This is a genomic window from Nonomuraea mesophila, from assembly GCF_004352805.1.
GTDB lineage: Bacteria > Actinomycetota > Actinomycetes > Streptosporangiales > Streptosporangiaceae > Nonomuraea > Nonomuraea longispora.
In genome coordinates this window covers 36,007-61,145 of the sequence record NZ_SMLD01000020.1, presented here as the reverse complement: position 1 = coordinate 61,145, position 25,139 = coordinate 36,007, and the positions used below count along the sequence as shown (strand labels likewise).

Sequence of the window (25,139 nt, the reverse complement as noted above, 5' to 3'; positions counted from 1 at the left end):
CGCCTGACAGGAGGGGCCGACGGCGGGTCGCCCGGCAGCGATCACATCGTTACCGGCCCGCTGGACGGCACACCGCCAGGCCCGGCGCGGGCAGCGTCTAGGGTGGATGGTCAACAGCCGGTGAGGAGAAGGTGCATGCGAAACGTCGCCCGGACCTCGCTCGTGGACTCCGCCATCGAGGAGCTGCGCCGCGAGATCGCCAGCGGGGTGTGGCCGGTCGGCACCAAGATCCCGTCCGAGAGCCAGCTCGCCCAGAGCCTGGGCATGAGCCGGCTGTCCGTACGCGAGGCGGTGCGCGTGCTGGCGCACGCGGGGCTGCTGCACACCCGGCAGGGTGACGGCACCTACGTGACGGCGACCGACGAGTCCAAGATCGCCCTGCGCCGCCGGCTCGACACCGCGGCCGCCATGGACATCATCGACGTACGCCGCGGGCTGGACCTCGTGGCCGCCAGGCTGGCCGCGGGCCGGCGGACCGAGCAGGACCTCGCCGCGATGCGGGAGGCGCTGGCCCGCAGGGACGCGTCCGGCAGGGAGGGCGACCTCGACGGGTTCGCCGACGCCGACGTCGACTTCCACCTGCGGGTGGCCGACGCCGCGCACAACGCGCTGCTCGGTGACCTCTACCGCAGTATGGGCGACGCGCTGCGCGACAGCGTCAGAGACCAGGAGCAGGCGGCGCTCGACCCCGACAGCTCCCATGCCGACCTGCTCCAGGCGATCGCCGACGGCGACGCGGCGCGCGCGGTCGCCGTCTGCGTCGCCATTCTCGACCGCCAGGAACGCGGCCTGTAGGTCACGGGCGCGGTGGGCGGTTACGGGAAGGTGACCGTGTCGGCCGACGTGCCGCCGGGCGGTGGTGAGGCGGGGTTCCGCCTGCGCCACGGGCCTGCCACGCGCGCGACCACCACCGCGCCCAGCGCCCCCACCGCCGCGGCGATGAGCAGCGTGTACGCCGGCACCCCGCCGCCGTCCTGCCCGGAGGCCGGCTCCCGCACCGCCGCCGCCTTGCCGGTCGGGCCGCCGGCCGGTGTGCCCGCGGCCGCCGCGTCGGACCCGCCGTCGCCGGACTTCGCCGCGTCGGACCCGCCGGGGGTCGCCGCGTCCGAACCGCCGTCACCGGACTTCGCCGGGGTCGTCTTCTCCGGTGTGCCGCCTGCCGGCAGGCCGGGCGGGTGGACGGCGCCCCAGGCGTCGGCCGGCGGGGTGCCCAGGACCAGGTGGGGCGGGACGGGACGTATGTCGAGCGCGCCGGGCACGGTGAGCGTGCCCACCTCGTACGGCGGGAAGAGGCCCTGCACGCCCTCCACCTTCCAGACGCCGTCCGGCAGCACCACCGAGGTCGCGTAGTGTCCGGCCTCCGGCAGGGCCGTGCCGTCGAAGCGCATGCTCGTGCCGTCGTCGCGGGTGAACCGCAGGCCGACGGGCTCCAAGTCGCCCTCGAAGGGGTGGGTGCCGTGCTGCAGCACCCAGAACCCCAGCGCGTACGGTGTGCCGCCGTCGAACCGGGACGGCGGCGGGTCGAGATAGGTCACCGCCCACGCGCCCGTCGCGGACGCCGGCACGCCCCCGGCCACCAGCAGCACCACCACGGCCGACAGCGCGGCCAGAACGGTCCTCATGGAACCACCTCCGCAGTGTCTACACCGCGGGCGCGGGCGAGGTTCCGGCGGCGGGCGTCACTCGTCCGGGTTGCGCGCGCGTCCGAGAATGTGCGGCAGGGCCGGTGTGGACGGCACCGGCCGGTGCGTGAAGCGGGTAAGGTCCTCGATCACCAGGCCGCTCGAGGTGATGGCCCGCGCGGTGTCGCGGTTGGGGCGGCAGCCGCCGGCCGCCAGGCGCCACAGCGGCGTGACGACGTCCTGCAGCACGCCGAGCGCCCGGCCGCTGGAGCGTACGTGTTCGTAGAAGCGCAGTTCCCCGCCCGGCCTGAGCACCCTGCGTACCTCGGCGAGGGCGGCGGCCTGGTCGGGAACCGAGCACAGCACCAGCGACACGACGGCCGCGTCGAACCCGTCGTCCTCGACCGGCAGCGCCCCGTCGTGCCCGGCGACCACGCGCACGGGCACCCTCACCCCACCCGCGGCCCGCTCCGCCGCCGAGCGCAGCAGGTCCTCCGGCTCGACCGCGACCACCTCGCGCACCTCGGGCGGGTAGTGGCGGAAGTTCAGCCCGTTGCCCGCGCCGATCTCCACCACCCGTCCGGACAGCCCGGCCAGGAGCCGCCGCCGGTGCCCGGCCGTGCCCGACTGTTCCGACTCGGCGCTCATCCGCTCGTACGCTCGTGCGAACCGCGGACGCTGGAACCTCGACAGATCCTGCATGCCTCCACGCTAGGTCCCGCATCCGCCGGAAGAGCGTGATCACCGTACGTAATGAACAGTGACCCCGTCACCCGTGGAGGCGGCCCCGCGCGGAGAGGTCGCGGCCAGGGGAAACTTCCTCGGAGAGAAATCGATTGACCACGGACGTCGCCACCCCCGTGCGCTACTCACCGTCACACTTCACTGATACGCATGAGACCGTTCAGAGCTTCGATCGTTGCGGCACCGAGACCAGCGCACGGGGCGGCGCCTATAGCGTCCCTCCAGTGCCGTTAGTTGACGAGAACCCCGAGCCCCTCCCGCAGCGCGAGGACGCGGAGCGCTGCGACCATGTCGAGTCAGGACGGCGTTGCGTGCTCCCGGTGATGCACCGGAGCCCGCACGTCTACGCGCCGGTGGACGCCGGCGTGTAGCCGCCCTGCCGGCGCCGCAGCCCGTACGCGAGCACAGCGGCGCCGAGCAGCACCCCCCACAACGGATACGGCCACAGCAGCAACGCCCACGGCTCCCCCCGTTCGACGGCGTTGACGGTCAGCCCCGGCGAGGCCAGGCAGCAGGCCCCCGCGACCGCTCCCCCGACGACGACGGGCAGCGCCACGGGCACGGGACGCCCGCGCAGCACGGGGACCCAGCGCGGGAACACCTCGCCCCATCTGCTGATGAGGCCCAGCGTGAGCACGGAGGCGGTCACGGCGGCGAAGGCGAGCATCAACCCCTGCAACCTGAGCGGCAGGTCGATCGGCCCGGACATGTCGGTCGGCCACGGCGTCAGCCAGGTCAGCCGGTAGCAGGCGTAGGGCAGCGGGCACAGGGCCGCCCCGACGGTGGCGACCCTGCCCCACCGCCGCGCCTGCTCGGGCCCGGCCCAGCGGGGCAGCGCGCCGCCGAACAGGCGGAAGGTGATCCACGCCCACGCGGCGAACGCCGCCAGGTCGGCGAGCGTCCAGGCCGTGCGCCCGGCGTACGAGCGCAGCCCGGCCGTGACGTTGCCCGCGTACGCCCACAGGGCGCCGCCGAGGAGCACGATTACGACGGCGCACACCACGGCGAGCGCGGCCAGCGCGACGTAGCCCCACACCCTGCCGCGCAGGCAGGCCCGGACCACGGGCACGACGACGACCGCGACGAGCGCCACCGGCAGGGACAACCCCGTCACGTAGCCCAGGACGGACATGACGCCGGCGTCGGACATGACGATGCCGAAGAACAGCAGTTGGACGATCGCGCCCGCCTTGACCAGCGGGCCCGGCCGGCCGTACCTCAGCGCGACGGCCAGCCCGGCCAGACCGGCGGCGACCGTCATCGCGCCTCCCACGTCGTGCTCGAACAGGTGCGAGAGCGAGACCGTGACCCGGTCGCGAGCACCGAAGGGGTACGACGCCGGAGTCGTCCACCACAGTGCGCCGACGGCGGTCACGATCAGTGACAGCAGTACTCCGAGTGGTTTCATGGCAGCTCACGCTAGGAATCCGGGCCGGTCGCCGCCTCCCCCGCGTGAGGGAGGTGCCGGCGCGGCCCGTCGGCTAGCTTCTGAAGCTGTGACCATTCACTGGAGGGCGGTGCTGTACCAGCTGCTCGGGGCGGCGCTGCTGACCCCGGTGGCGGCGGTCCTCGCGCTGCTCGTCGTGACGGAGGTCTCGCTGCCGCGGATGCTGCTGCTGTGGACGTTCTGCCTGCCCGCCTCGGCTCTGGTGGCCTGCCTGCCGCTGGTGGGCCGGCTGGAGGTGGTCGCGCTGCGTGAGCTGCTCGGCGTGGCGGTGCCCGAGCATCCTGACCGCGTCTACCTGCGGGTCCTGACGGCCCTGCACCTGTTCGTGGGGGCCACGCTGAGTGCGGGCGCGCTGGCGTTGTCGCCGGGGGTCCCCGTGCTGCTCTCGCCCGCCCGGTGGCGGGCGGAGCCGGGCCAGCTGGCACAGGTCCTCCTCCTGATCGTGGTGGTGGCGGCGGCGATGGCGGGCGCGGGGCTCGGGCAGCAGCGGGCGGCCCGCAGGCTGCTGCGGGCGGACCCGTCGCGGGTGATCGAGGAGCTCGGCCGGCGTCAGAGCCTGGCGCTGGAGTTGCACGACTCGGTGGGACACGCGCTGAGCGTCATCCTGGTGCAGGCCATGGCGGCGCAGGCGGCGCTGCGGCGGGCGGAGACGGTCCCGGTGGCGGCGCAGTCGCTCGATCACCTGCTGGGCGCCGCCCGCGACGCCCAGCAGGAGCTCGACGTGCTGCTCCGAGTGCTCGACGAGGGCAGCGAGGCGCAGGCGCCCACGCTCGGTTCCCTGGACGCACTCGTCCGCGGGCTGGCCGTCGAGTGCCGGGCCGACCCCGTGGACGATGTGCCGGAGCAGACGTCGCGGGCGGCGTACGCGATCGCCAGGGAGGCTGTCACCAACGCGCTCAGGCACGGGCGCGGCCCGGTCAGGCTGGACCTGGCGGTGGGCACGGACGTCGTCCTCACCGTGGACAACGACGTCGCCGGGCGGCCACCCTCGGGTGAGGGGCGCGGGCTCGTCGGCATGCGGATGCGGGCGCGCCTGGCCGGCGGCACGTTCGAGCAGGAGGAGGTGGACGGCAGGTGGCGGATCACGGCGAAGCTCCCGAGGTGAGCGGGCCTCAGGGGATCAGGGTGGTCCTGGCCGACGACGAGCCGCTCATCCGCTCGGGCTGGGCCACCATGCTCTCCGTGCACGACGACATCGTGGTGGTCGCCGAGGCGGCCGACGGCCACGCCGCCGTCGAGCACGGCCGCTCGGCCGACGTGGTGCTCATGGACATCCGCATGCCCGGCATGGACGGCCTGCGCGCCACCGCCGAACTGGCCCGCAGCGCGCCCGGCACCCGGGTCGTCGTGGTCACCACGTTCGAGAACGACCAGCTCGTCTGGGCCGCCCTGCGCGCGGGCGCGGCCGGCTACGTGCTCAAACGTTCGCCCGCCTCCGACCTGGTCACCGCCATCCGCGTGGTGCACGGCCGCGACGCCGTGCTGTTCCCCGACGCCCTGCGGCGCCTGGCCGCCCCGCGCCGCGCCGCGGCGCACGTGCCCGGCCTCACGCCGAGGGAGCTCGACGTCGTACGCCTGCTGGCCAGAGGGCTGAGCAACGCCGAGATCGCCGCCACCCTGTACGTGACCAGGGAGACGGTCAAGACGCACGTCGGCAACGTGCTGGACAAGCTCGGCGCCAGGGACCGCACGCAGGCCGTCGTCCGCGCCTACGACCTCGGGATCGTCGTCGCGGGTGAGAGCGCTCAGCCCTGGGGCAGGTGACCGGCATGCGAGATCCGGTCACCGTGACGACCTGCGCCGACGGCCCCCTGCTCATCAGGGGCGACTTCGCGCTGCTCACCCAGGACGGCGAGCCCATCGACGCCGGCCGGACGACGGTCGCCCTGTGCCGCTGCGGCCTGTCCTCGGTCAAGCCGTTCTGCGACGGCTCGCACAAGGCCGGCGGCTTCCGTGCCGCGAGCGAGCCCGACCCGCCGCCGTAGCGCGCGCACGGAGTGGGCGGCCCGCCTGATCCGGCCGCCCGCGTACGGCACGCCGCCGGTCAGCGCGGCCCCGAGCGCCAGCCAGCTGCACACGGCCCGCTCCAGCACCCACGCGGGCGCGGCCAGCGACGTCGTCGCGGGGAACACCCGCCGCCCGCCCGCGCGCCGCCGTCCCGCCTCGGCCACGACCACGGTCAGCACGGCCAGCGCCGCGCCCGCCGGCAGCCTGTGGGGGCGCCTGAGCGCGCCCAGCGCCGGCAGGACCGCCAGGAACGCGGCCATCCGTACGGGTTGTGCGAGGTCGTCGTAGGCCTGGCGGACGCGCTGCGACCAGAACCGGCGCGCGTCGCACGGGAGCCGGCGGACGTACAGGCCGGGTGCGCGCACCTCGCGGCCGCCATGGGCGCGCACGGTGCGGATGAGCTCCAGGTTCTCGAACAGGACATCGCCGTCGTAACCGCCCATCCGCATGAAAAGATCGCGCCGTACGCCGAACGTGCCCGGATAGTCGGCGCCGAAGGCGCGGTTGAGCAGCGTGCGGGCGGTGTCCCAGCGGGCGTGCCAGGGCAGCGGGTCGAAGTAGTTCTGCGGCCTCACCAGGTCGGCGCGGCCCAGCAGGTCGTGCACCGCGGCCAGGGCGGGCAGGTCGTAGCGCACGTCGTCGTCGGCGATCACCACGCGCTCCCCCTCGGCCAGCAGCAGCCCCGTCGTGACGCCCGTGACCTTGCCGTTGGCGAAGCGCGGCCCGGCCGCCGGGGGCACGTGCCGGGCCAGGCCGCGCCACCGGGCGGCGTGGCGGGCGAAGAGGTCGCCGGGGCTGCCGTCCACGACGATCACCCGCGCGTGCCGGGAGAGCCGGGCCAGGTAGCCGGTCAGCTCGTCGAGCCCGTCGTCGTCGTTCCAGCGCAGCGGGAGCACGTAGTCGAGGTCGAGATCGGTGCTCACGCCGGGACCCGCTCTCCGATCAGCGAACCCGTCCCGCCCCGCCAGCAGCCGAGGACGTGCTCGGCCCACCGTCGTTCGAGCTCCAGCGCGCACGCGGCGCCGTACAGGATGTCGCACGTCAGCTCCGGGTGGGCGGCCGCGAAGCCGCCGCACATCTCGTTGGCCGCGATCTGCTCGTGGACCGCGTCGGCCTGCACGTGCTCGTCGTAGAAGCGGGCGGTGTCCTCGTCGGCGCCGAGCCGGCGCAGGCCCGTGGAGCAGCGGCGGCTGGGCAGCGACGAGGTCATCTCGATCGCCGCCAGGTGGCCGAGCAGCGCCCCGCGCAGCCGCCTGTGCAGCCCGAACAGCGACATCACGTTGGACAGGGCCAGCGTGATGCCGGGCACGCGGTGCAGGTAGGCCCCGTAGGAGTCGTCCAGGCCGAGGCCGCGCATGGTGGCGCGGAACAGCTCGGCGTGCATGCGCTCGCGCCTGCCGCCGCCGTACTCGTCGGCCTGGATCTCCACCAGGGCCGCCTTGGGCCCGCCGCTGAGCCGCGGGATGGCCCAGGTGTGCGGGTCGGCCTCTTTCAGGTGGTAGATCGACCGGTGCACCACGAACTCCCGGAAGGTCGGCAGGTCCGCCTCACGCTGCAGGTACGCCGCCACGGACGGCCCTTCGGCGGCCGAGGTCAGCGCGAACAACGCCTCCCGCACCTCGCGCGGCGGCATCGGCTCCGGGCGCGGCACGGCGGCCCGCAACGCCTCCTCGAACCACCGTTCCAGCGTGGCCCTGAACCGCAGCAGCGCCGGATCCCACTCCCACCGGTCGTCCACCTCGTCGAACCCCTGGTAGTGCAGTTCGTAGCAGGTGAACAGGGCGAGCTGGAGATCGTCGTCGTCCAGGCCGCCCGCCACGCCCACGGCGGGGAACGGCGCCCCCGGAGCGCCGCAGAGCCGCTCGAACAGCAGCGACGTGACCGGACCACGAGCAGATGGCAGCCGCATCAGGCACCCCCGGAACAGCACTCGCCCAACAAGGAGTCGTCAGCAGTCAACCGGCACCCCCGCGTCCCCCGTGCTCCCCGCGATTCAAGCAGGAGGGCTGCCCGTGGCCGGATGCGCTAAACGCTGACCTCCACGCGGCCCCGGGCCACCCGTACGGGATAGACGGGCACCGTGACCGCGGCCTCCACCGCGCCTACTCCTGGGCTCTCGTCGAGGCACCTCCCGGACACCAGCGAGAACACCTGCTTGTGCAGCGGCGAGGAGACGGTCGGCTCGCCCTTCCTGGTGCCGACGATGCCGCGGGAGAGCACGTACGCCCCGCTGAACGGGTCGCGGTTGGCCAGCGCGTGCAGGGCGCCGTCGTGGGTGCGGAAGACCGCCACCTGCACGTTCCCGACGAGGGCGCAGACGCCGCGTTCCGGCTGCAGGGCGTCGTAGTCGCAGACCGGTGTCCAGCTCATCACGCCATCACCGGCCTGATCTGGCCGCGCTCGCTGTCGAAGACGATCGACGGGTCGGGCACGCCGGGCGCGTTCACGAAGCTGACGAACCTGCTGAGCTTGTCCGGGTCGTCGAGCGTGGCCTGCCATTCGTCGGCGTACGTGGCGATGTGGCGCTCCATCTGGGCGTCGAGGTCGGCGCAGAGGCCGAGCGAGTCTTCCATGATCACCTCGCGTAGGTGGTCGAGACCGCCGTCCAGCGACTCGATCCAGGCCGCGGTGCGCTGCAGCCGGTCGGCGGTGCGGATGTAGAACATGAGGTAACGGTCCACGGTCCTGATCAGCTCGTCCGTGCTCAGGTCCTTGGCGAGCAGGTCGGCGTGGCGGGGCCGGAATCCGCCGTTGCCGCCGACGTAGAGGTTCCAGCCCTGCTCGGTGGCGATGACGCCGAAGTCCTTCGACCTGGCCTCCGCGCACTCGCGGGCGCAGCCGGAGACGGCCGACTTGATCTTGTGCGGGGAGCGCAGCCCCCGGTAGCGCAGCTCCAGGGCGATGGCCATGCCCACGGAGTCCTGCACGCCGTAGCGGCACCAGGTCGAGCCGACGCACGACTTCACCGTGCGCAGCGCCTTGCCGTACGCGTGGCCCGACTCGAACCCGGCGTCGACCAGCCGCCGCCAGATCTCCGGCAGCTGCTCGATCCTGGCTCCGAGCAGGTCGATGCGCTGCCCGCCGGTGATCTTCGTGTAGAGGCCGAAGTCGCGGGCCACCTCGCCGATCACGATCAGCTTGTCCGGCGTGATCTCGCCGCCGGGGATGCGCGGCACGACCGAGTACGTGCCGTTCTTCTGGATGTTGGCGAGGAAGGCGTCGTTGGTGTCCTGCAGCGCGGCCCGCTCGCCCTCCAGCACGTGCCCGTTGTGCAGCGAGGCCAGGATCGAGGCCACGGCCGGCTTGCAGATGTCGCAGCCCCTGCCCTGCCCGTGCTCGGTGATGAGCTGGGAGAACGTGGTGATCCCGCGGACGCGTACGATGTCGAACAGCTCGGCCCGCGAGTACGTGAAGTGCTCGCACAGGCTCTTGCCGACCTCGACGCCCGACCTCTCCAGCAGCTGTTTGAGCATCGGCACGCAGCTGCCGCAGGTCGTGCCCGCCCTGGTGCAGGCCTTGAGGCCGGGCACGTCGGCGGCGTCACCCGAGGCGATGGCGGTGCGGATGTCGCCCGCGCACACGTTGTTGCACGAGCACACCTGCGCGTCGTCGGGCAGGTCGAGGTCCGCCGCCCCCGCCCCGGTGAACAGCAGGTCGGACGGCGGGGCGGGCAGCGGCCTGCCGACGTACGGCCGCAACGTCGTGTACGGCGAGGCGTCGCCCACGCAGATGCCGCCGAGCAGCGTCCGGGCGTCGTCGCTGACGAACAGCTTCTTGTAGACGCCGGCCACCGGGTCCATGTAGGTGACGTCGAGCGCGCCGTCCATCGCCCCGAACTGCGCCACCTCGACGCCCAGCAGCTTGAGCTTCGTCGACAGGTCGGCGCCCTCGAACTGCGCGCTGCCGCCCATGATCTGCTCGGCCGCCACCTCCGCCATCGTGTTGCACGGCCCGGCGAGCCCGTAGACCATGCCGCCGGCCAGCGCGCACTCGCCGACGGCGTAGATCGACGGGTCGGAGGTGCGCATGGAGGAGCCGACCACGATGCCGCCGCGCTCCCCCACCGCCAGCCCGGCCGCCCTGGCCAGTTCGTCGCGCGGCCTGATGCCCGCGGAGAACACCACGACCTGCGCGTCGAGCAGGCCGCCGTCGGGCGTGCGCAGCCCGGTGACCCGGCCCTGGCCGTCGGTGACGATCTCCTGGACGCCCGCGCCCGCGTGCACGCTCAGCCCGAGCCTCTCGATGTGGGACCTCAGCACCGAGCCGCCGCCCTCGTCGACCTGCCGGGGCATCAGCCAGGGGCTCATCTCGACGATGTGCGTCCTCAGCCCGAGCGAGCGCAGCGCGTCGGCGGCCTCGAGCCCGAGCAGGCCACCGCCGACGACGACGCCCTCGGCGGCGTCCTTGGCGGCCACCCTGATGGCGTCGAGGTCCTCGATGGTGCGGTAGACGAAGGCGTGCTCCGCCCCCGGCACCGGCGGCACGAACGGCGCGGAGCCGGTGGCCAGGACGAGCACGTCGTACGGCTCGGCGCCGCCGTCCTCGGTGACGACGTGCCCGGCTCCCCGGTCGATCACGGTGACCCGGGTGTTCAGCCTGGTCACGACCCCGCCGGGCACGGGGTAGGTGAGGTCCTCCGCGGTGGTGCCCGACAGGTACGAGGTCAGCGCCACCCGGTCGTAGGCCGGGCGCGGTTCCTCCCCGATCACGGTGATCCGGCCGTCGAAGCCCCTGGCCGTGAGCGTCTCCACGAACCGGTGCGCGGCCGGCCCGTACCCCACGACGACGATCCTGCTCATACCGAAACCCCTTCCTGCTCGCACAGCCAGCCGACGATGCCCTCCACGGCGTCGCGGCAGGTGCCGCATCCGGTGGTGGCCCGGGTCGCCGCCGTCACCGCGGCCACGTCCCGCGCTCCCGCCTCCCAGCACGCCCTGATCTGGCCCTTGGTCACGTTGTTGCACTGGCAGACCTTGGCCGCGTCCGGCATCAGCGTCGGGCTGTCGGCGACCGGCGCCGCCGACGTTCCCGGGAACAGCAGGCCGGCCCGGTCGCCGGGCACCTGCCCGCCGCGGTCGTAGAGCTGGGTGAGCGTGCCGACGGCGTCGCTCTCGCCCAGCAGGATCGCGCCGACCAGCCGGCCGTCGCGGATGACGAGCTTGCGGTAGGTGCCACGGGCCCGGTGGCTGAACCGCACCACCTCGGCGTGCTCCTCGCCGAGCTGGGTCTCGCCCATCGCCGCCAGCTCGACGCGGCTGGCCTTGAGCCGGGTGACCAGCCGGGAGCCGCGGTAGCGGGCCTTGCCGCCGGTGATGACGTCCGCGGCCACGGCGGCCTGCTCCCAGGCGGGAGCGACCAGGCCGTAGACGGTGCCGTCGTGCTCGGCGCATTCCCCGATCGCGAAGATCGACGGGTCGTCGGTACGCAGCTCGTCGTCCACGACCACTCCGCGCCGAACCCGCAGGCCTGCCTGCTCGGCCGGCCGGGTCACCGGGCGCACGCCGCAGGCCAGCACCACCAGGTCGGCCTCGACCAGCTCGCCGCCGGCCAGCCGGACGCCGTCCTCCAGCACCGCCTCGGCGCTGACCCCCGTGCGGATCTCCACACCCAGCCCGGCCAGCGTCTCGCCGAGCACCTCGCCGGCCTCCACGTCGAGCTGTCGCTCCATGAGGTGACCCGCCAGGTGCAGCAGCGTCACCGGCAGGCCCCGCCCGGCCAGCCCGCGGGCGGCCTCGACGCCGAGCAGGCCGCCGCCGATGACCACGGCCCTGCGGGCGTGCGCGGCGGCGGCCACGATGCGCTCGCAGTCGCCCAGCGTGCGGAACGGGACGGCCCGCTCCACGCCGGGGACCGGCGGCACGATCGCGTCGCTGCCGGTGGCCAGGACCAGCAGGTCGTAGGGCTCGCGCCGCCCGCAGGCGGTCACCACGTGCCCGCTGTGCCTGTCGATCCCGGTGACCGTGGCGCCGAGGACGGCCTCCACGTCGTGCGCCTCGTACCAGGAGGCGTCCACCAGCCGTACCTGTTCCGGCCGCGAGCTGCCGGCCAGCACGTTGGACAGCAGCACCCGGTTGTACGGCCGGCACGGCTCCGCGCCGAACACGGTGATCCTCATGTGGGGATCGCGGGCGCGTACCTCGCTGACCAGCCGCGACCCGGCCATCCCGTTGCCCACGACGACGAGTCTCATGAGTCCCTCTCCACTCTGACCGCGCAGACCTTGAACTCCGGCATCCTGGACACCGGGTCCAGGGCCGGGTTGGTGAGCCGGTTGGCGCCCTCCCAGTGGAAGGGCATGAACACGGTGTCGCGCCTGATGGCGTCGCTGATCCTGGCCACGGCCTTGGTCTCGCCCCGCCGGCTGCTGATCCGCACGACGTCCCCTGGAGCCACGCCGAGCTGTTCGGCCAGGTCGGGATGGAGCTCGGCGTACGGCTCGGGGGCGGCCCGCACGAGCGGCGCGATCCTGCGCGTCTGCGCGCCGCTCTGGTACTGCGCCAGGACCCGGCCGGTCGTCAGGTGCACGGGATAGTCGTCGTCAATCTCCTCGGCCGGCGGCCGGTGCTGGACGGGCACGAACCTGGCCCGGCCGTCCGGCGTGGCGAAGGAGTCGAGGAACGGCCGCGGCGTGCCGGGATGATCGGCCGACGGGCACGGCCAGAACACGCCGCTCTCCTCGGCGATGCGCTCGTACGTGATGCCGGAGTAGTCGGCCGGCCCGCCCGCGCCGGCCCGGCGCAGCTCGTCGAACACGGCGGCCGGCTCGCTGTCGAAGTGGTGGCCGAGCCGCGTGGCGAGCCCGGCGATGACGTCCAGGTCGCTGCGCACGCCCGGGGGCGGGTCGACGGCGCGGCGGCGCAGCAGGACGCGGCCTTCGAGGTTCGTCATGGTGCCGCTCTCCTCGGCCCACTGCGTGACCGGGAACACCACGTCGGCCAGCGCCGCCGTCTCCGACATGACGACATCGCAGGCCACGAGCAGGTCGAGGGCGCCGAGACGCTCGGCCACGTGCTCGGCCGCCGGCGCCGAGATGACCGGGTTGGAGCCGAACAGCAGCAGCGCGCGCGGCCCCCGCGGGGTGCCGAGCGCGTCCAGCAGCTCGTACGCCGACCGCCCCGGCCCCGGCAGGTCACCGGGGCGCACCCCCCACACGGCGGCGACGTGCTCGCGGGCCGCCGGGTCGTCGATCCTGCGGTAGCCGGGCAGCTGGTCGGCCTTCTGCCCGTGCTCGCGCCCGCCCTGCCCGTTGCCCTGCCCGGTCACGCACCCGTACCCGGAGCCGTGCCTGCCGGGCAGGCCCAGCGCCAGGGCCAGGTTGACGAACGCGCTCACCGTGTCGGTGCCCTTGGCGTGCTGCTCGACACCGCGCCCGGTCAGGACGTAGGCGCTGCCGGCGGCCGCCAGCGCCCTGGCCGCCTGCCGCATCTGGTGGACCGGCACGCCGGTGATCCGTTCGACCCGCTCGGGCCACCAGCCGGCCAGCGACGTGCGCAGGTCCTCGAACCCGGTGGTCCGCGCGGCGACGTACTCCTCGTCCACGAGCTCGTCGGCGAGGACGAGGTGCGTCAGCCCGAGGGCGAGCGCCAGGTCGGTGCCGGGCGCGGGCTGCAGGTGCAGCCAGGCTTCCCTGGCCGTCCTCGTGCGCCGCGGGTCGATGACGATCAGCCGTGCCCCTGTCAGGTGCCGCAGGAACGGCGGCATGGTCTCGGCCACGTTCAGCCCGGCGAGCAGCACCACGTCGGCACCGGCCAGGTCGGTGACCGGGAACGGCATCCCCCGGTCCATGCCGAACGCCCTGGTGGAGGCGGCCGCCGCCGACGACATGCAGAAGCGGCCGTTGTAGTCGATCTGGCTCGTCCCGAGCGCGACCCTGGCGAACTTGCCCAGCGCGTACGCCTTCTCGTTGGTCAGCCCTCCGCCGCCGAACACGGCCACGGCGTCGGGGCCGTGCTCGGCGCGCAGGGCGGACAGCCGGCCGGCCACGTGGTCGAGCGCGGTCTCCCACGCGACGGGCTCGCCGTGCAGGAGCGGGGTGGTCAGGCGTTCGCCGTTGGTGAGCAGCTCGGCCGCCGTCCACCCCTTCTGGCACAACGCCCCGGAGGCGTTGGCCGGGATGTCGGTCCTGGGAGTGACGGACAGGTCGCGGCCGAGCTCCATGCCGCACTGCAACGCGCAGTACGGGCAGTGCGTGCTCGTCACGTCAGACCCGGGCATGGGCGAGGCTCCCGATCACGGAGACGCCGACCTTGCGCATGTAGCACCACCAGGTCAACGCGGCGCAGCACACGTAGAAGGCGCCGAAGGCGAGGAACGCGGGGGCGGGGCCGCCGGCCGCGGCGAACGACATCCCGAACGCCCGGTTGATCAGGAACCCGCCGAGCGCGCCGACGGCCGAGATGATGCCGATGGCGGCCGAGGCCTGGCGTTTGCCGTACAGCAGGGCCTCCTCTCCCTCGCCGCGCTCGGCCACCGCCTTGGCCTGGAAGATGGCCGGGATCATGCGGTACGTGGAGCCGTTGCCGATGCCGGAGGTCAGGAACAACGTCTGGAAGGCCAGGAAGAACAGCCAGAAGCCGCCCGACGCGCCGGCCTGCCACACCAGCAGCACCCCGCCGCCCATCGCCGCGAAGTTCCACAACGTGACGGGTGCACCGCCGAACCGGTCGGCCAGCCAGCCGCCGACCGGCCTGACCAGCGAGCCGATCAGCGGCCCTACGAAGGCCACCGCGGCGTACGGGGCGTCGGCGAACAGGCTCGCGCTCAGCAGCGGGAAGGCCGTGGAGTAGCCGATGAACGAGCCGAACGTGCCGACGTACAGGAACGACATGATCCAGGTCTGGGCCCTGCCGGCGACGGCGAGCTGCTCGCGCGGTCTGGCCCTGGCGCTGGTGAGGTTGTCCATGAAGAACCAGGCGCAGGCGGCGGACACGACGATGAGCGGGATCCAGAACCATCCCGCGGCGGCCAGCCCGAACGAGCCGATCACCAGCGGCATGACGAGCTGGACGGAGCTGACGCCGATGTTGCCGCCCGCCGCGTTCAGTCCGAGCGCGACGCCCTGCTTGTCGCGGGGGTAGAAGTAGGTGATGTTGGCCATGCTGGAGGCGAAGTTCCCGCCGCCGACCCCGGCCAGGGCCGCGATGACCAGGAAGAGCCAGTACGGCGTGCCCGGGTCGCTGACCGCCACGCCGAGCAGCGCCGCGGGGATGAGCAGCAGCAGGGCGCTGACCACGGTGAATGTCCGCCCGCCGAACCTCGCGGGGCCGAACGTGTAGGGGACGCGCAACACCGAGCCGATCAGGTTGGGCAGCGCGACCAGCCAGAACAGCTGGTCGGTGGAGAACTCGTACGCGCCCATCCGGGTGGCGACGATGCTCCACAACGTCCACACGGTGAAGCCGAGGTGCTCGGCGACGATCGAGAAGATCAGGTTGCGCCGCGCGACCCGCCTGCCTGATCGCTCCCAGAAGGCTGGGTCATCGGGGTGCCAGTCGGCGATCCAGCGCGCCATCGACCTCTCCTACGCTCGGCGTCCGGGACCACCAAGCTAGGAAGGGCGCGTTACGCACGTTGACGGTCCGTCGCCGTGCGTTCGTTACGGGTGAATCACCGCGGTAACAAGCCACGCACATGTGTCACGGCGGAAACATGCTGGAAATGATCGCTTATCACGTCCCCCTCCGGGTAACAGCACTCCAGCAAGGGGGGAGAAACATGATCAAGAAGCTTCACCATATGGGGATCAGGTCAGGTCACATGTACACCGCGGGGGTGGCGTCGATCGCCATGTCCTTCGCGACCTGGCTCATGTCGAAGAAGATGGAGGCGGCGGGCATCGACCGGGCCGACCGCTGGGGGATCTTCATCGGCGAGTGGGCGCCGTCGTTCTTCGCGCTCGGTGTGGCGCTCCGCATCGAGGAGACGCACCGCGAGCTCGAAGGCCCGGAGTCCGAGATGTACGACCAGGCGGACACGCGCGCGAGGGCGCACGCCGGCGTGTGAGGCGGAGGTCACGCAGGTCACGTCACACTTCGTGACCTGCGTGGCCGCGCCAGGAGGGCCGCTCAGGAGGGCGGGTGCGCCAGGCGCCGCAGCGGGGCGTCGCTCAGGCGGTAGTGCGGCCACTCCTCCTGGCGCATGGCACCGAGGTTCTCGTAGAAGCCGATCGCCGGTTCGTTCCAGTCGAGCACCGCCCATTCGAGCCGCTCGTAGCCGCGCTCGGCACAGATCCTGGCCAGCTCTCCCATCAGTGCCCGGCCGTGGCCGCCGCCGCGGTGCTCGGGGCGTACGAACAGGTCCTCCACGTAGATGCCGTGCACGCCCTTCCACGTCGAGAAGGTCAGGAACCACAGGGCGAACCCGGCGACCTCGCCGTCGTGCTCGGCGATGTGCGCGAACACGGCGGGCGCGTCGCCGAACAGCGCCGTGCGCAGCTGCTCCTCGGTCACCCGGACCTCGTGCTCGGCCTTCTCGTACGTGGCCAGCTCACGGATCAGCGTGGCGATGACGGGCACGTCGGCGGGCGTGGCGGGGCGAATCATGCGGTTCAGCGTAGCGGGGTGTCACCGGTGGCCCATGCTCGCGTTCTGCCACGGAGCGCCGTACGGGACACTGGTTGGCCAGGCACCCGTAAACGGAGGACGGTTCATGGAACACCGCGTGTTGGGACGTACCGGCCGGCAGGTCGGCGTGGTCGGCCTCGGCGCATGGCAGCTCGGCGCCGACTGGGGCGAGGTCAGCGAGGAGGAGGCCCGCGCGACCCTCGAGGCGGCCGTGGACGGTGGTGTCACGTTCATCGACACCGCCGACGTCTACGGCGACGGGCGCAGCGAGCAGATCGTCGGCCGTTTCGTCAAGGATCGCCCCGGGCTGACCGTGGCCACCAAGATGGGGCGGCGGGTGGAGCAGATCCCCGCCAACTACGTGCTGTCCAACTTCCGCGCCTGGAACGACCGCTCCCGCCGCAACCTGGGCGTCGACACGCTCGACCTGGTGCAGCTGCACTGCCCGCCGACGCCCGTCTACTCGGCGGACGCCGTGTTCGACGCCCTCGACACGCTGGTGGCCGAGAAGAGGATCGCCGCGTACGGCGTGAGCGTCGAGACCTGCGAGGAGGCGCTGACCGCGATCGCCAGGCCGGGCGTGGCGACGGTGCAGATCATCCTCAACGCCTTCCGGCTCAAGCCGCTGGAGCGGGTGCTGCCGGCCGCGCGCGCCGCCGGGGTGGGCATCATCGCCCGCGTCCCGCTGGCCAGCGGCCTGCTGTCGGGCCGCTACGACGAGCACACCACCTTCTCCCCCGACGACCACCGCGCGTTCAACCGGCGCGGGGAGGCGTTCGACGTCGGCGAGACCTTCTCGGGCGTCGACTTCGCCACCGGCCTGGAGGCGGTCCGCCGCCTGGCTCCGCTGGTGCCGCCGGGGGCGAGCATGGCCCAGTTCGCGCTGCGCTGGATCCTCGACCAGGAGGGCGTCTCGGTGGTCATCCCCGGCGCCCGCAACCCGGGCCAGGCCACCGCGAACGCCGCCGCCGCGGCCCTGCCCCCGCTGGGCCCCGAGACGCTGGAGGCCGTGCGCGCCGTCTACGACGACCTGATCCGCCCCCAGGTGCACCACCGCTGGTAGGCGCCGTCCAGGACACTTCCAGGTGCACCGCCGCAACGGGCACCTGGAAGGACCCGGCCGGCGTCGTCGGGCACGGGGACACGGCCACGATGGCCGGGTTCGGCGTCGTCTGAGCCCGCGCCCCCGAAACTGTCGGTCGGATCGGACAGAATCGTGGGCATCATGATCTCTCCTTTCAACGCTGTGCGATCGCCCGCGGGCGACATCGTGGTCTTCTATGTCGGCGCCGAGCCGCGCCTGACGGCCGAGCAGGCCCTCGCCTTCGCCGACCAGCTCCGCGCCCTGGCCGCCGAGCCCCAGCCCGCGCCTGCCGGCCTCACCGGCCGGCGACACGCGGCCGCATGACGCCCCGGCGGCACGCGCGACCGTCCGCGACGCCCGGGGCGTCGCGGACGATTCACAGCCCTACGGCGAATGCGTCCGCCTTCTTCGCACGCTCGGTAAGAGTGCTTTCCACATCCGCTTGGGGCTCAGGCGGGCCCACCGGCTAACTTTTGTTCCGCGGGTCCGGGCTTTCCGGCGGTTCGTCGTGGATCTCTTCCAGCCGTTCCGCATTTCGCTCCGGCTCGGGGTCGCTATGAGCGGGCCGCCCGGCCTGCCTGACATGTTCGGCCAGTTCGCGGAACACGTGGCCGTTTTCCTTCCTGACGGCGTCCTGGGCGGCGGCCAGCCGCCTCGCCAGCTCCTCCTGAGCGACGGCCGTCTGCTCCGCCAGCTGTTCGTGCACGTTCTCCATGCGTCTGCCTGCCGCGTCGAGCAGTTCGGCGAAGCGCTCGAAGTCGAAGCCGGGTGTCACCGGTTTCGCCTGCTCCACCAGGGCCGGCAGCGACGACAGGCGCGCACTCCACTGTTCGACGCTGTCGTGATAGCCGTTGACGACGCCGGTCACGCTCTCGTCCCAGTCGCCGTCGATGAAGTGATCCCGCAGTTCTTTCGCCGCCTGCGTGCGAACTTCCAGAGCTTGTATTTCCGAATAAATCCTGTCCTTCAACTCCTCGTCATTGGGCATGGGCTTCCTTCCCCCTGTGTCCAGGAATCTATGACCGGATGCCGACTTCCCCACTATCGACGTGAACCGGTGCTTTCGAAAGCCTCCCCCTCGATGTTTTTCCGGCGGCTGCCCGGCTGGTTCACCAGTGGCCACACACGGCCTCAGGGTCCACATGCGCCGAGATAACGGGCCGCGTACATCCCGCCTTTCTGCGGCGGTCGCCTGAATTGGTGAGTGCCCTTTCCGGAGATAATGCTCAGCCGAGGGCGAGGGCGCGGCCGGTGGGGGTGGTCCGGTCGGTGTGGTCGGCGACGTGGCCTTCGAACAGGACGGTCCCGCCGTGCCTGCCGGGTCCCGGGCCGAGGTCGATGAGCCAGTCGGCCTGGCGGATGACGTCGAGGTTGTGCTCGATGACGACGACGGTGTGGGCGTGGTCGACGAGGTCGCCGAGAACGTGCAGGAGCGTGTCGATGTCGTCCATGTGCAACCCGGTGGTGGGCTCGTCGAGCACGTAGAGGGCGGGCTGCCCGGCCTCGCGCAGCTCCTTCGCGATCTTGACGCGCTGGCATTCCCCTCCCGACAGCGTGCTCAGCGACTGTCCCAGGCGCAGATACCCCAGGCCGACGACGGAGAGTTGCCGCAGGGCGCGGACGATGCCCGGATCGGGCAGCCGGGCGACGGCCTGGTCGACGGTGAGGTCGTCGACGTCGGCGATCGACAGTCCGTCCACCGTGTGGGCGAGGACCTCCGGGGTGAAGCGGCGGCCGCGGCAGGTCTCGCAGGAGACCTCCTGCCCGTCCATGAAGGCGAGGTCGGTGTAGATGACGCCGAGCCCGCCGCAGTCGGGGCAGGCCCCCTCGGAGTTGGCGCTGAACAGGGCGGCGGGAACGCCGTTGTGCCGGGCGAACAGCTTGCGGATGGCGGGCGCGACGCCGGTGTAGGTGATCGGGGTGGAGCGGCGGTTGGTGCTGACCGGCTTCTGGTCGATCACGGTCGCGTCATGCTGGGCCACCAGTTCCCCGGCGAGGCTCGACTTGCCGGATCCCGCGACGCCGGTGAGGACGGTCAGCACGCCCGTGGGGAAGCGCACGGTGAGGTCGCGCAGGTTGTTGCGGGTGGCGTCCGCGACGGTGACGTGGCCCGTGGCGGGCCGGGGCGTGCGCTTGAGCGGCCGGCGCGTGGCGAGGGCCCGGCCTGTCGGCGAGTCCGCGTTCCCGAGTTGCGCGAAGGTGCCCTGGAACACGAGCCGCCCGCCTCCTTCGCCGGCGCCGGGTCCCAGTTCGACGACCTGGTCCGCGTGGGCCATGACGACGGGGTCATGCTCGACGACGAGGACGGTGTTGCCGCTGTCGCGCAGCCGTACCAGGATTTTGATCATCGACTCCACGTCGGTGGGGTGCAGTCCCACGCTCGGTTCGTCGACGACGTAGGTCATCTCGGTGAGGCTGGAGCCGAGGTGCCTGACCATCTTGACGCGCTGCGACTCCCCGCCGGACAACGTCGTGGTCGCCCGGGAGAGGGTGAGATATCCCAGCCCGATCTTGTTCATGCCGTCCAGCCGGGCGGTCAGCGCCGCCACGGCGGGCGCGACGCGGGCGGAGTCGATCGTACGGATGAGCCCGGCCAGTGCGGTGATCTCCATGCGGGCCATCTCACCGATCGTGTGACCCAGCACGGTGGCCGTGCGCGCGGCCTTGTTCAGCCGGTCGCCGGCGCACTCCTGGCAGGTCTCGGCGCGGGTGAAGCGGCGGATGGTCTCCTGCTTGCGCTCCGACAGGTTGTCGGAGGTGTGCAGGTAGATCCGCTCGAACCGCTCGACGACGCCCTCGTAGCTTTTGGGGGGCTTACGTCCTAGTTGCGCCGCCGCCTGACCGCCGTACAGCAGCGCCTCGCGTTCGGCCGGGGTCCACTGCCGGAGGGGGGTCTCGGGGTCGAAGGTCCCGATGTCGGCGTACTGGGCGTACCAGTAGCCGCCGTCACCGAAGCCGGGCAGCAGGATCGCGCCCCCGGCGAGCGACTTGTCCAGGTCCAGGAACCGTTCGACGGCGGTGACCATGACCTCCCCGAGGCCGGAGCAGGCCGGGCACATGCCGGCGGGGTCGTTGAAGGAGAAGTGGTTCGACTCGCCCACGTAGGGACGGCTCAGGCGGGAGAACAGCAGCCGCAGGTAGGTCCAGGCGTCCGTGATCGTGCCGAGCGTCGAGCGCGCGTTGCCGCCGATCCGGCGCTGATCGACGACGATCACGGAGGTCAGCCCCTCGATGTGCTCGACGTCGGGGCGGGTCCACTTCGGCAACCGGTTACGCGCGAACGGCGGGAACGTCTCGTTGATCTGGTATCCCGCCTCGGCGGCGATCGTGTCGAACACCAGCGACGACTTTCCCGAACCTGACACGCCCGCGAAGACGACCAGCCGGTTACGCGGAATCTCGACGTCCACGTCGGCCAGGTTGTTGGTCCTGGCCCGGCGGATGATGATGCTGCGCTCACTCATGGGTGCGACGCTACGAGCAGATGTGGCCACATTCTGACCGCGACCGGTGGGAGGATGAGGGCATGGCGGACGTCACCCAGCGCATGCTGGACCTGCTGTCGACGTTGCAGACGGGCCGGGCGTTCACCGGCGACGAACTGGCCCGGCGGCTCGGCGTCAGCCCGCGCACCCTGCGGCGCGACATCGACCGGCTGCGCGGCTACGGCTACCCCGTCGACACCCAGCCCGGCCCCGGCGGCTACTACCGGCTCGCCTCCGGCCGTACGATGCCGCCGCTCGTCCTCGACGACGACGAGGCGGTGGCCACGCTGCTGGCCCTGGCCTCCCTGTCCGCCGCCGAACCACCCGCCGAGCCGTCAACCGGGCCATCCAGCAGGCCGTCCACCGCGCCATCCACCGCGCCATCCACTGCGCCATCCACTGCGCCATCCAACGGGGGAAGCATCGACGCGGCCGCGACCCGCGCGTACGGCAAGCTCGACCAGTTCCTCCCCGCCCGGCTCCGCCCGCAGGTCGCCTCCATCCGCGCCAGCCTGGAGACGAGCCCCCAACGCGCGCCGAGCGTCGCCGCCCGGCAACTGGGCATGGTCGGCGAAGCCATCGCGCACCGCGAGACGATGACGTTCTCCTACACCGACGCCCGCGGCGAACGCACGGAACGGCGCGTCGAGCCCTACCGGCAGGTTCACCACCTGCTGCGCTGGTATCTGCTGGCCTGGGACATCGACCGTGCCGACTGGCGCGTCTTCCGCCTCGACCGGGTCACCGGCCCCGCCAGGACCGGCCGCCGATACACGCCGCGCCCGCTGCCGGCCGACTCGGCCTCGGACCATCTGCGGCAGGGACTCAACAGGAACAAGGAACCCGTCACCGTCCTGGTCGGGGCCCCGGCCGCCGATGTCGTCGACGCCCTCAAGTTCCAGGACGCCGAGATCGACTCCGTGGACGACACGCACACCCGGATCACCCTCGCCCTGGACTCCTGGCAGTGGCTGATGCTCAACCTCGCGTTCCTGGACGCCGACTTCGAGATCGACGCGGCGCCGCACCTCCTGGCCGCCTGCCGCGCCTTCGGCGAACGGCTCCTGGCGTCCGTGCCCGGCCGCGGCGGGGAGACGGAACGGCTGTGACGGCTCGTCACACCGTCGCCCAGGTACCGTACAGGCAGCGGCCGACCACTACTCCGTGCTCGGCGTGGACCTCGTCCATGCTCATCTCCGGCTCGGGCAGTTCCGCGGCGTGGAACGTGGCGAACAACGACGGGCCCATCCGCAGGTCCGTACCGATGCGTACGAACGTGTCGAAGATCCAGGACCGCAGTTGCCGCCACGGCCCGCTGGTATTCCGTGAAGTACGCGCGCGGGGGGCTCGTGGGGTTCGACTCGCCTCGCCCGTTCAGGGTGGAGGTCAAGGCCGTCGAACGCCATTCCGCCCTCACCGCGCTGAAGCTGGTGATCACCACCACCGCGGACGAGCCGGTCTCCGGCGACTTCAGGTACGACGGCCTGCGCGGGCAGAGCGTGAGCTTCGGCAGGTTACGGCTGCTGGACCCGGTGGGCGGGAAGGTGTCCTTCGCCCTGCGGGAGAAGGACGCGGAAGGGCCGGCGTTCGGCACCCGTCACCCCATGGCCGGGGCGCGCCTGCCCGACGACTTCCGGCCAGGGGTGCGCTATCCGGTGGAGGTCTACTTCCCGTCTCTCCCCGCCGAGGTCAAGAGCGTGTCGCTGGTGCCCGACCTGCCCGTGGCGGCGATGACGGGCCTCCCGGTCACCGAGGGCTCCGCCGCGCCCGTCGCCAAGGAGCGCCAGGACGGCGACCCCGCACCGGGCGCGGAGTTCCAATGGGCCGTGGTGCCGCCGTCGGGCGAGATCTGGTCCGGGGTCTCCGGTGTGAACGAGCTGGTGGAGGCGCCTCAGAAGACGACGCTGAAGGAGGGCGGCAAGGAGACGGTGGGGCTCCGTACCGACGTGTTGTTCGCCTTCGACAAGGCCACGCTGTCGGACGACGCCGCCACCATCCTCGACGAAGCCGTACGGGAGACCCGCGAGCGGGCGGACCCGGCCAAACCGCCGATCACCATCGAGGGGCACACCGACAGCAAGGGTGACGACCCCTACAACCAGGACCTGTCGGTCAAGCGCGCAGAGGTGGTACGCGACTACCTCGCCGGCAAGCTGGGCACCGGCTACACGTACGAGGCCACCGGCAAGGGCGAGAGTGAGCCGATCGCCAAGAACGACAAGCCGGACGGAAGCGACAACCCCGAGGGCCGCGCACGGAACCGGCGAGTGGAGATCTCCTACCATATCAAGGAGGAGAAGCCGGACGTCACGGTCACCACAGGCCCGTCGGACGTCCTAGGCTCCATCCGCCCGCCGGCGCCGTTCCAGGCCGAGCCGGAGCCGGTGGCGGGCTCGCTCACCTGGCGCAGCGGCGATCAGCGGTTGCGGGTGGACTTCCACCCCTTCCACCGCGACGGCGCCTATCTGGTCGCCACGTTCGACGTGGTCATGGAAGGCGGCTCGGCGCTCACCGCCATCCCCGCCCCGTTCGACGGCTGGCCAGGTCGCCCGAGGTTATGTGTACTATCCGGCACCCGCCGACAACGTCACATCGGTCACGCTGGAGGCGGAGCGCCTCGGCCAGGTCGCCGGCATCCCCGTCCCCTGAGCGACGCCCGCTCCAAGATGGAGCGTCCACCGTCATGGGGCCGCCAGCCGAATCTCCCCCTCGCGAGTACTGTCGGCGACCGGCGATGCGCATAACGTGCGGGCAGAGGGGGTGCCGCGCGTTGTGGCGTCTCACCCGATGTCCGGCACCCCCTCGCGGCGCCGCCGGTTTCAGGATGGGGACGGCTGCTTGCGCACCTTGTAGCGCATTCTCCATCGATCACCGGGCAGGACGATGACCGCCAGGTCCACGACCTGGCCACGGTCGTTCTCCGCCACCCGGTACACGACGAAGACCGGCGTGTGCACCCCGATCCCCAGCTCGCGTGCTTCCTCCGGCGTGGGCATGCGGCAGTCGACGTATTCGTCGGCGTCGGTCACCTCGTGGCCGGCCTCGGCCAGCCTGGCCCAGATCCCGCCGGGCCCGGAGTCCTGTCGCTGGACCGCCTCGCCGCCGTCCGCGAACAGGTAGAGCGGCATGTAGTTGGTCGCCAGCGAGACCGGGCGAGGCGGGTCGGATGGTTCGGGGCCGACGACTTCGTACACGCGGCGCCGGTAGAGCAGGCGCATGTGGCTGCCGAAGCACTTGACCATCTCCTCCTCGTGCACCTGCGCCGTGCAGGTGCCCGCCGTGAAATGACGGACGCGCAGCTCACGGGTGTCGATGTCGGCGAGCATGAACCGATGCCCCGGGTCGCCCTCGAGGCGCTTGATGCCGTCGCGGAGGAACTTCTTCCGTACCTTGATGACCCGGCTTCCCCGCTTGGGGGTGCGATCGATAAGCCCTTCGTGTTTCAACAGATTCAGGGCATTCTGCGCCGTTCCCAAGGACACCCCGTACTGCTCGGCGAGAGCCACCTCTCCCGGCAGGCGATCAGTAGGTTGATTGGATTCGTCCCGAAGCGCATTGTTTCGAATCGCATCGCGCAGGTCGTCCGCGATGCGCTCATAAATTGCGCGTTTTGGGACAGGTGCACGGCTTGCCGTCACGGGTAGAGGCTCCATTTGCTGTACAGAAGTGGTGTGCTCCGATGGTAGACCTCTTGGCCGATTTCTCCAGTCGCTTGGACGACACCATCATGACCTGCTGGATATAGACCTTTGTGCGGTGGATGTGGTGCTCTGGACGTGCATCATTCCAACTTCTATATAGGAATAGCGGCGAACACGATGAGTAACCCGGCGCCTATCTCTCCCCTTCCGCCCGAACCGCCACAAGAGCGCAACAGCGTTTCCCAAATGGCGTTCACATTCGTGGTGATCGTCATTGTCGTGATCCGGCCGGACCTCATCCCCGTGGTGACCGTGATTCTCGCCGTGCTGAGCCTGCACCAGTCCACGAAATGACCACGACCTCTCCGCGAGGCCCCGTCGAATCCCGCCCAGACCTCGATGACCGTACGCCTGCTCAGCGCCACCGCGGCGGACTGCATCCATCTCCGCCGGTCGATGAGCGCCCCGTCCACCGATCGACGCCGAACCACATGGTCGGACGCCTGCGCACGGCCTCGTCCCAGCTCACCCCAGTGAGGTCCGCCGC

General features: G+C 71.8%; 23 protein-coding genes. 9 read left to right on the top strand and 14 right to left on the bottom strand.

All coding sequences use genetic code 11. The features are described 5' to 3' along the window. Positions 1–135 precede the first annotated feature (135 nt). On the top strand, positions 136–795 hold the full coding sequence (locus tag E1295_RS10850; RefSeq protein ID WP_132630114.1) for a FadR/GntR family transcriptional regulator: 660 nt from the start codon (positions 136–138) through the stop codon (positions 793–795). Positions 796–815: 20 nt separating this feature from the next. On the opposite strand, the gene E1295_RS10845 is transcribed toward E1295_RS10850, so the two are convergent. The 3 genes from E1295_RS10845 to E1295_RS10835 form a co-directional block, all read right to left on the bottom strand. Then, positions 816–1,622, bottom strand: a complete 807-nt coding sequence (locus E1295_RS10845) for a hypothetical protein (protein WP_132630113.1) — start codon at positions 1,620–1,622, stop codon at positions 816–818. 57 nt (positions 1,623–1,679) lie between these two features. Continuing rightward, the gene (locus E1295_RS10840; RefSeq protein WP_132630112.1) at positions 1,680–2,324 is read right to left on the bottom strand and encodes a class I SAM-dependent methyltransferase; all 645 of its coding nucleotides are present in this window, start codon (positions 2,322–2,324) and stop codon (positions 1,680–1,682) included. Positions 2,325–2,709: 385 nt separating this feature from the next. Beyond that, positions 2,710–3,774, bottom strand: a complete 1,065-nt coding sequence (locus E1295_RS10835) for a hypothetical protein (protein WP_166427170.1) — start codon at positions 3,772–3,774, stop codon at positions 2,710–2,712. An 88-nt stretch (positions 3,775–3,862) separates the two neighbouring features. On the opposite strand from E1295_RS10835, the gene E1295_RS10830 reads away from it, so the two are divergent. The 3 genes from E1295_RS10830 to E1295_RS52395 are packed head-to-tail and all read left to right on the top strand — an operon-like array spanning position 3,863 to position 5,798. Then, positions 3,863–4,918 (top strand): sensor histidine kinase, encoded by a 1,056-nt coding sequence (locus E1295_RS10830; RefSeq protein WP_166427169.1) that lies wholly within the window; start codon positions 3,863–3,865, stop codon positions 4,916–4,918. Next, positions 4,915–5,577, top strand: a complete 663-nt coding sequence (locus E1295_RS10825) for a response regulator transcription factor (protein WP_246079966.1) — start codon at positions 4,915–4,917, stop codon at positions 5,575–5,577. Before E1295_RS10830 ends, E1295_RS10825 begins: the two co-directional genes overlap by 4 nt. Positions 5,578–5,582: 5 nt before the next feature. Further along, complete coding sequence (locus E1295_RS52395) at positions 5,583–5,798, top strand: CDGSH iron-sulfur domain-containing protein (protein ID WP_132630139.1); 216 nt, start codon at positions 5,583–5,585, stop codon at positions 5,796–5,798. A gap of 941 nt (positions 5,799–6,739) precedes the next feature. Here the strand turns inward: E1295_RS52395 and E1295_RS10810 are convergent. The 6 genes from E1295_RS10810 to E1295_RS10785 form a co-directional block, all read right to left on the bottom strand. Beyond that, the gene (locus tag E1295_RS10810) at positions 6,740–7,729 is read right to left on the bottom strand and encodes an iron-containing redox enzyme family protein (protein WP_132630109.1); all 990 of its coding nucleotides are present in this window, start codon (positions 7,727–7,729) and stop codon (positions 6,740–6,742) included. Positions 7,730–7,845: 116 nt separating this feature from the next. Then, a complete protein-coding gene (nirD, locus tag E1295_RS10805; protein WP_132630108.1) occupies positions 7,846–8,190 on the bottom strand; it encodes a nitrite reductase small subunit NirD in 345 nt (114 codons plus the stop codon). Further along, the gene (gene nirB, locus E1295_RS10800) at positions 8,190–10,619 is read right to left on the bottom strand and encodes a nitrite reductase large subunit NirB (RefSeq protein WP_132630107.1); all 2,430 of its coding nucleotides are present in this window, start codon (positions 10,617–10,619) and stop codon (positions 8,190–8,192) included. The genes nirD and nirB overlap by 1 nt, the downstream gene beginning before the upstream one ends. After that, positions 10,616–12,010 (bottom strand): FAD-dependent oxidoreductase, encoded by a 1,395-nt coding sequence (locus tag E1295_RS10795; RefSeq protein WP_132630106.1) that lies wholly within the window; start codon positions 12,008–12,010, stop codon positions 10,616–10,618. The genes nirB and E1295_RS10795 overlap by 4 nt, the downstream gene beginning before the upstream one ends. Continuing rightward, a complete protein-coding gene (locus E1295_RS10790) occupies positions 12,007–14,034 on the bottom strand; it encodes a molybdopterin oxidoreductase family protein (RefSeq protein ID WP_132630105.1) in 2,028 nt (675 codons plus the stop codon). Before E1295_RS10790 ends, E1295_RS10795 begins: the two co-directional genes overlap by 4 nt. Beyond that, the gene (locus E1295_RS10785; RefSeq protein WP_132630104.1) at positions 14,021–15,331 is read right to left on the bottom strand and encodes an MFS transporter; all 1,311 of its coding nucleotides are present in this window, start codon (positions 15,329–15,331) and stop codon (positions 14,021–14,023) included. The genes E1295_RS10790 and E1295_RS10785 overlap by 14 nt, the downstream gene beginning before the upstream one ends. A 203-nt stretch (positions 15,332–15,534) precedes the next feature. On the opposite strand from E1295_RS10785, the gene E1295_RS10780 reads away from it, so the two are divergent. Then, the gene (locus tag E1295_RS10780) at positions 15,535–15,822 is read left to right on the top strand and encodes a hypothetical protein (RefSeq protein ID WP_132630103.1); all 288 of its coding nucleotides are present in this window, start codon (positions 15,535–15,537) and stop codon (positions 15,820–15,822) included. 62 nt (positions 15,823–15,884) lie between these two features. Here the strand turns inward: E1295_RS10780 and E1295_RS10775 are convergent, their stop codons facing one another. Then, positions 15,885–16,361, bottom strand: a complete 477-nt coding sequence (locus E1295_RS10775) for a GNAT family N-acetyltransferase (protein WP_132630102.1) — start codon at positions 16,359–16,361, stop codon at positions 15,885–15,887. A 106-nt stretch (positions 16,362–16,467) separates the two neighbouring features. Here E1295_RS10775 and E1295_RS10770 point away from each other — a divergent pair, with 106 nt between their 5' ends. Further along, entirely contained in the window at positions 16,468–17,445 is a 978-nt protein-coding gene (locus E1295_RS10770; protein ID WP_132630101.1) for an aldo/keto reductase, read from the top strand. Positions 17,446–17,607: 162 nt separating this feature from the next. Further along, a complete protein-coding gene (locus E1295_RS10765; protein WP_132630100.1) occupies positions 17,608–17,790 on the top strand; it encodes a hypothetical protein in 183 nt (60 codons plus the stop codon). Positions 17,791–17,932: 142 nt separating this feature from the next. Here E1295_RS10765 and E1295_RS10760 read toward each other — a convergent pair whose 3' ends face one another. Both E1295_RS10760 and E1295_RS10755 read right to left on the bottom strand, forming a co-directional pair. Beyond that, positions 17,933–18,454, bottom strand: a complete 522-nt coding sequence (locus tag E1295_RS10760; RefSeq protein ID WP_132630099.1) for a hypothetical protein — start codon at positions 18,452–18,454, stop codon at positions 17,933–17,935. Positions 18,455–18,692: 238 nt separating this feature from the next. After that, positions 18,693–20,930, bottom strand: a complete 2,238-nt coding sequence (locus E1295_RS10755) for an ATP-binding cassette domain-containing protein (RefSeq protein WP_132630098.1) — start codon at positions 20,928–20,930, stop codon at positions 18,693–18,695. Positions 20,931–20,992: 62 nt separating this feature from the next. Here E1295_RS10755 and E1295_RS10750 point away from each other — a divergent pair, with 62 nt between their 5' ends. Then, positions 20,993–22,060, top strand: coding sequence for a helix-turn-helix transcriptional regulator (locus E1295_RS10750; RefSeq protein WP_132630097.1), 1,068 nt, complete (start codon positions 20,993–20,995; stop codon positions 22,058–22,060). Between the two features lie 7 nt (positions 22,061–22,067). On the opposite strand, the gene E1295_RS51795 is transcribed toward E1295_RS10750, so the two are convergent. Then, positions 22,068–22,199, bottom strand: coding sequence for a hypothetical protein (locus tag E1295_RS51795; RefSeq protein ID WP_281284729.1), 132 nt, complete (start codon positions 22,197–22,199; stop codon positions 22,068–22,070). A 77-nt stretch (positions 22,200–22,276) separates the two neighbouring features. Here E1295_RS51795 and E1295_RS10745 point away from each other — a divergent pair, with 77 nt between their 5' ends. Then, positions 22,277–23,695 carry an OmpA family protein gene (locus E1295_RS10745; RefSeq protein WP_132630096.1) on the top strand — a complete coding sequence of 473 codons (1,419 nt, stop codon included), beginning with the start codon at positions 22,277–22,279 and terminating at the stop codon, positions 23,693–23,695. A gap of 75 nt (positions 23,696–23,770) precedes the next feature. Here the strand turns inward: E1295_RS10745 and E1295_RS10740 are convergent, their stop codons facing one another. Beyond that, entirely contained in the window at positions 23,771–24,604 is an 834-nt protein-coding gene (locus E1295_RS10740) for a GntR family transcriptional regulator (RefSeq protein WP_132630095.1), read from the bottom strand. Between the last annotated feature and the right edge of the window lie 535 nt (positions 24,605–25,139).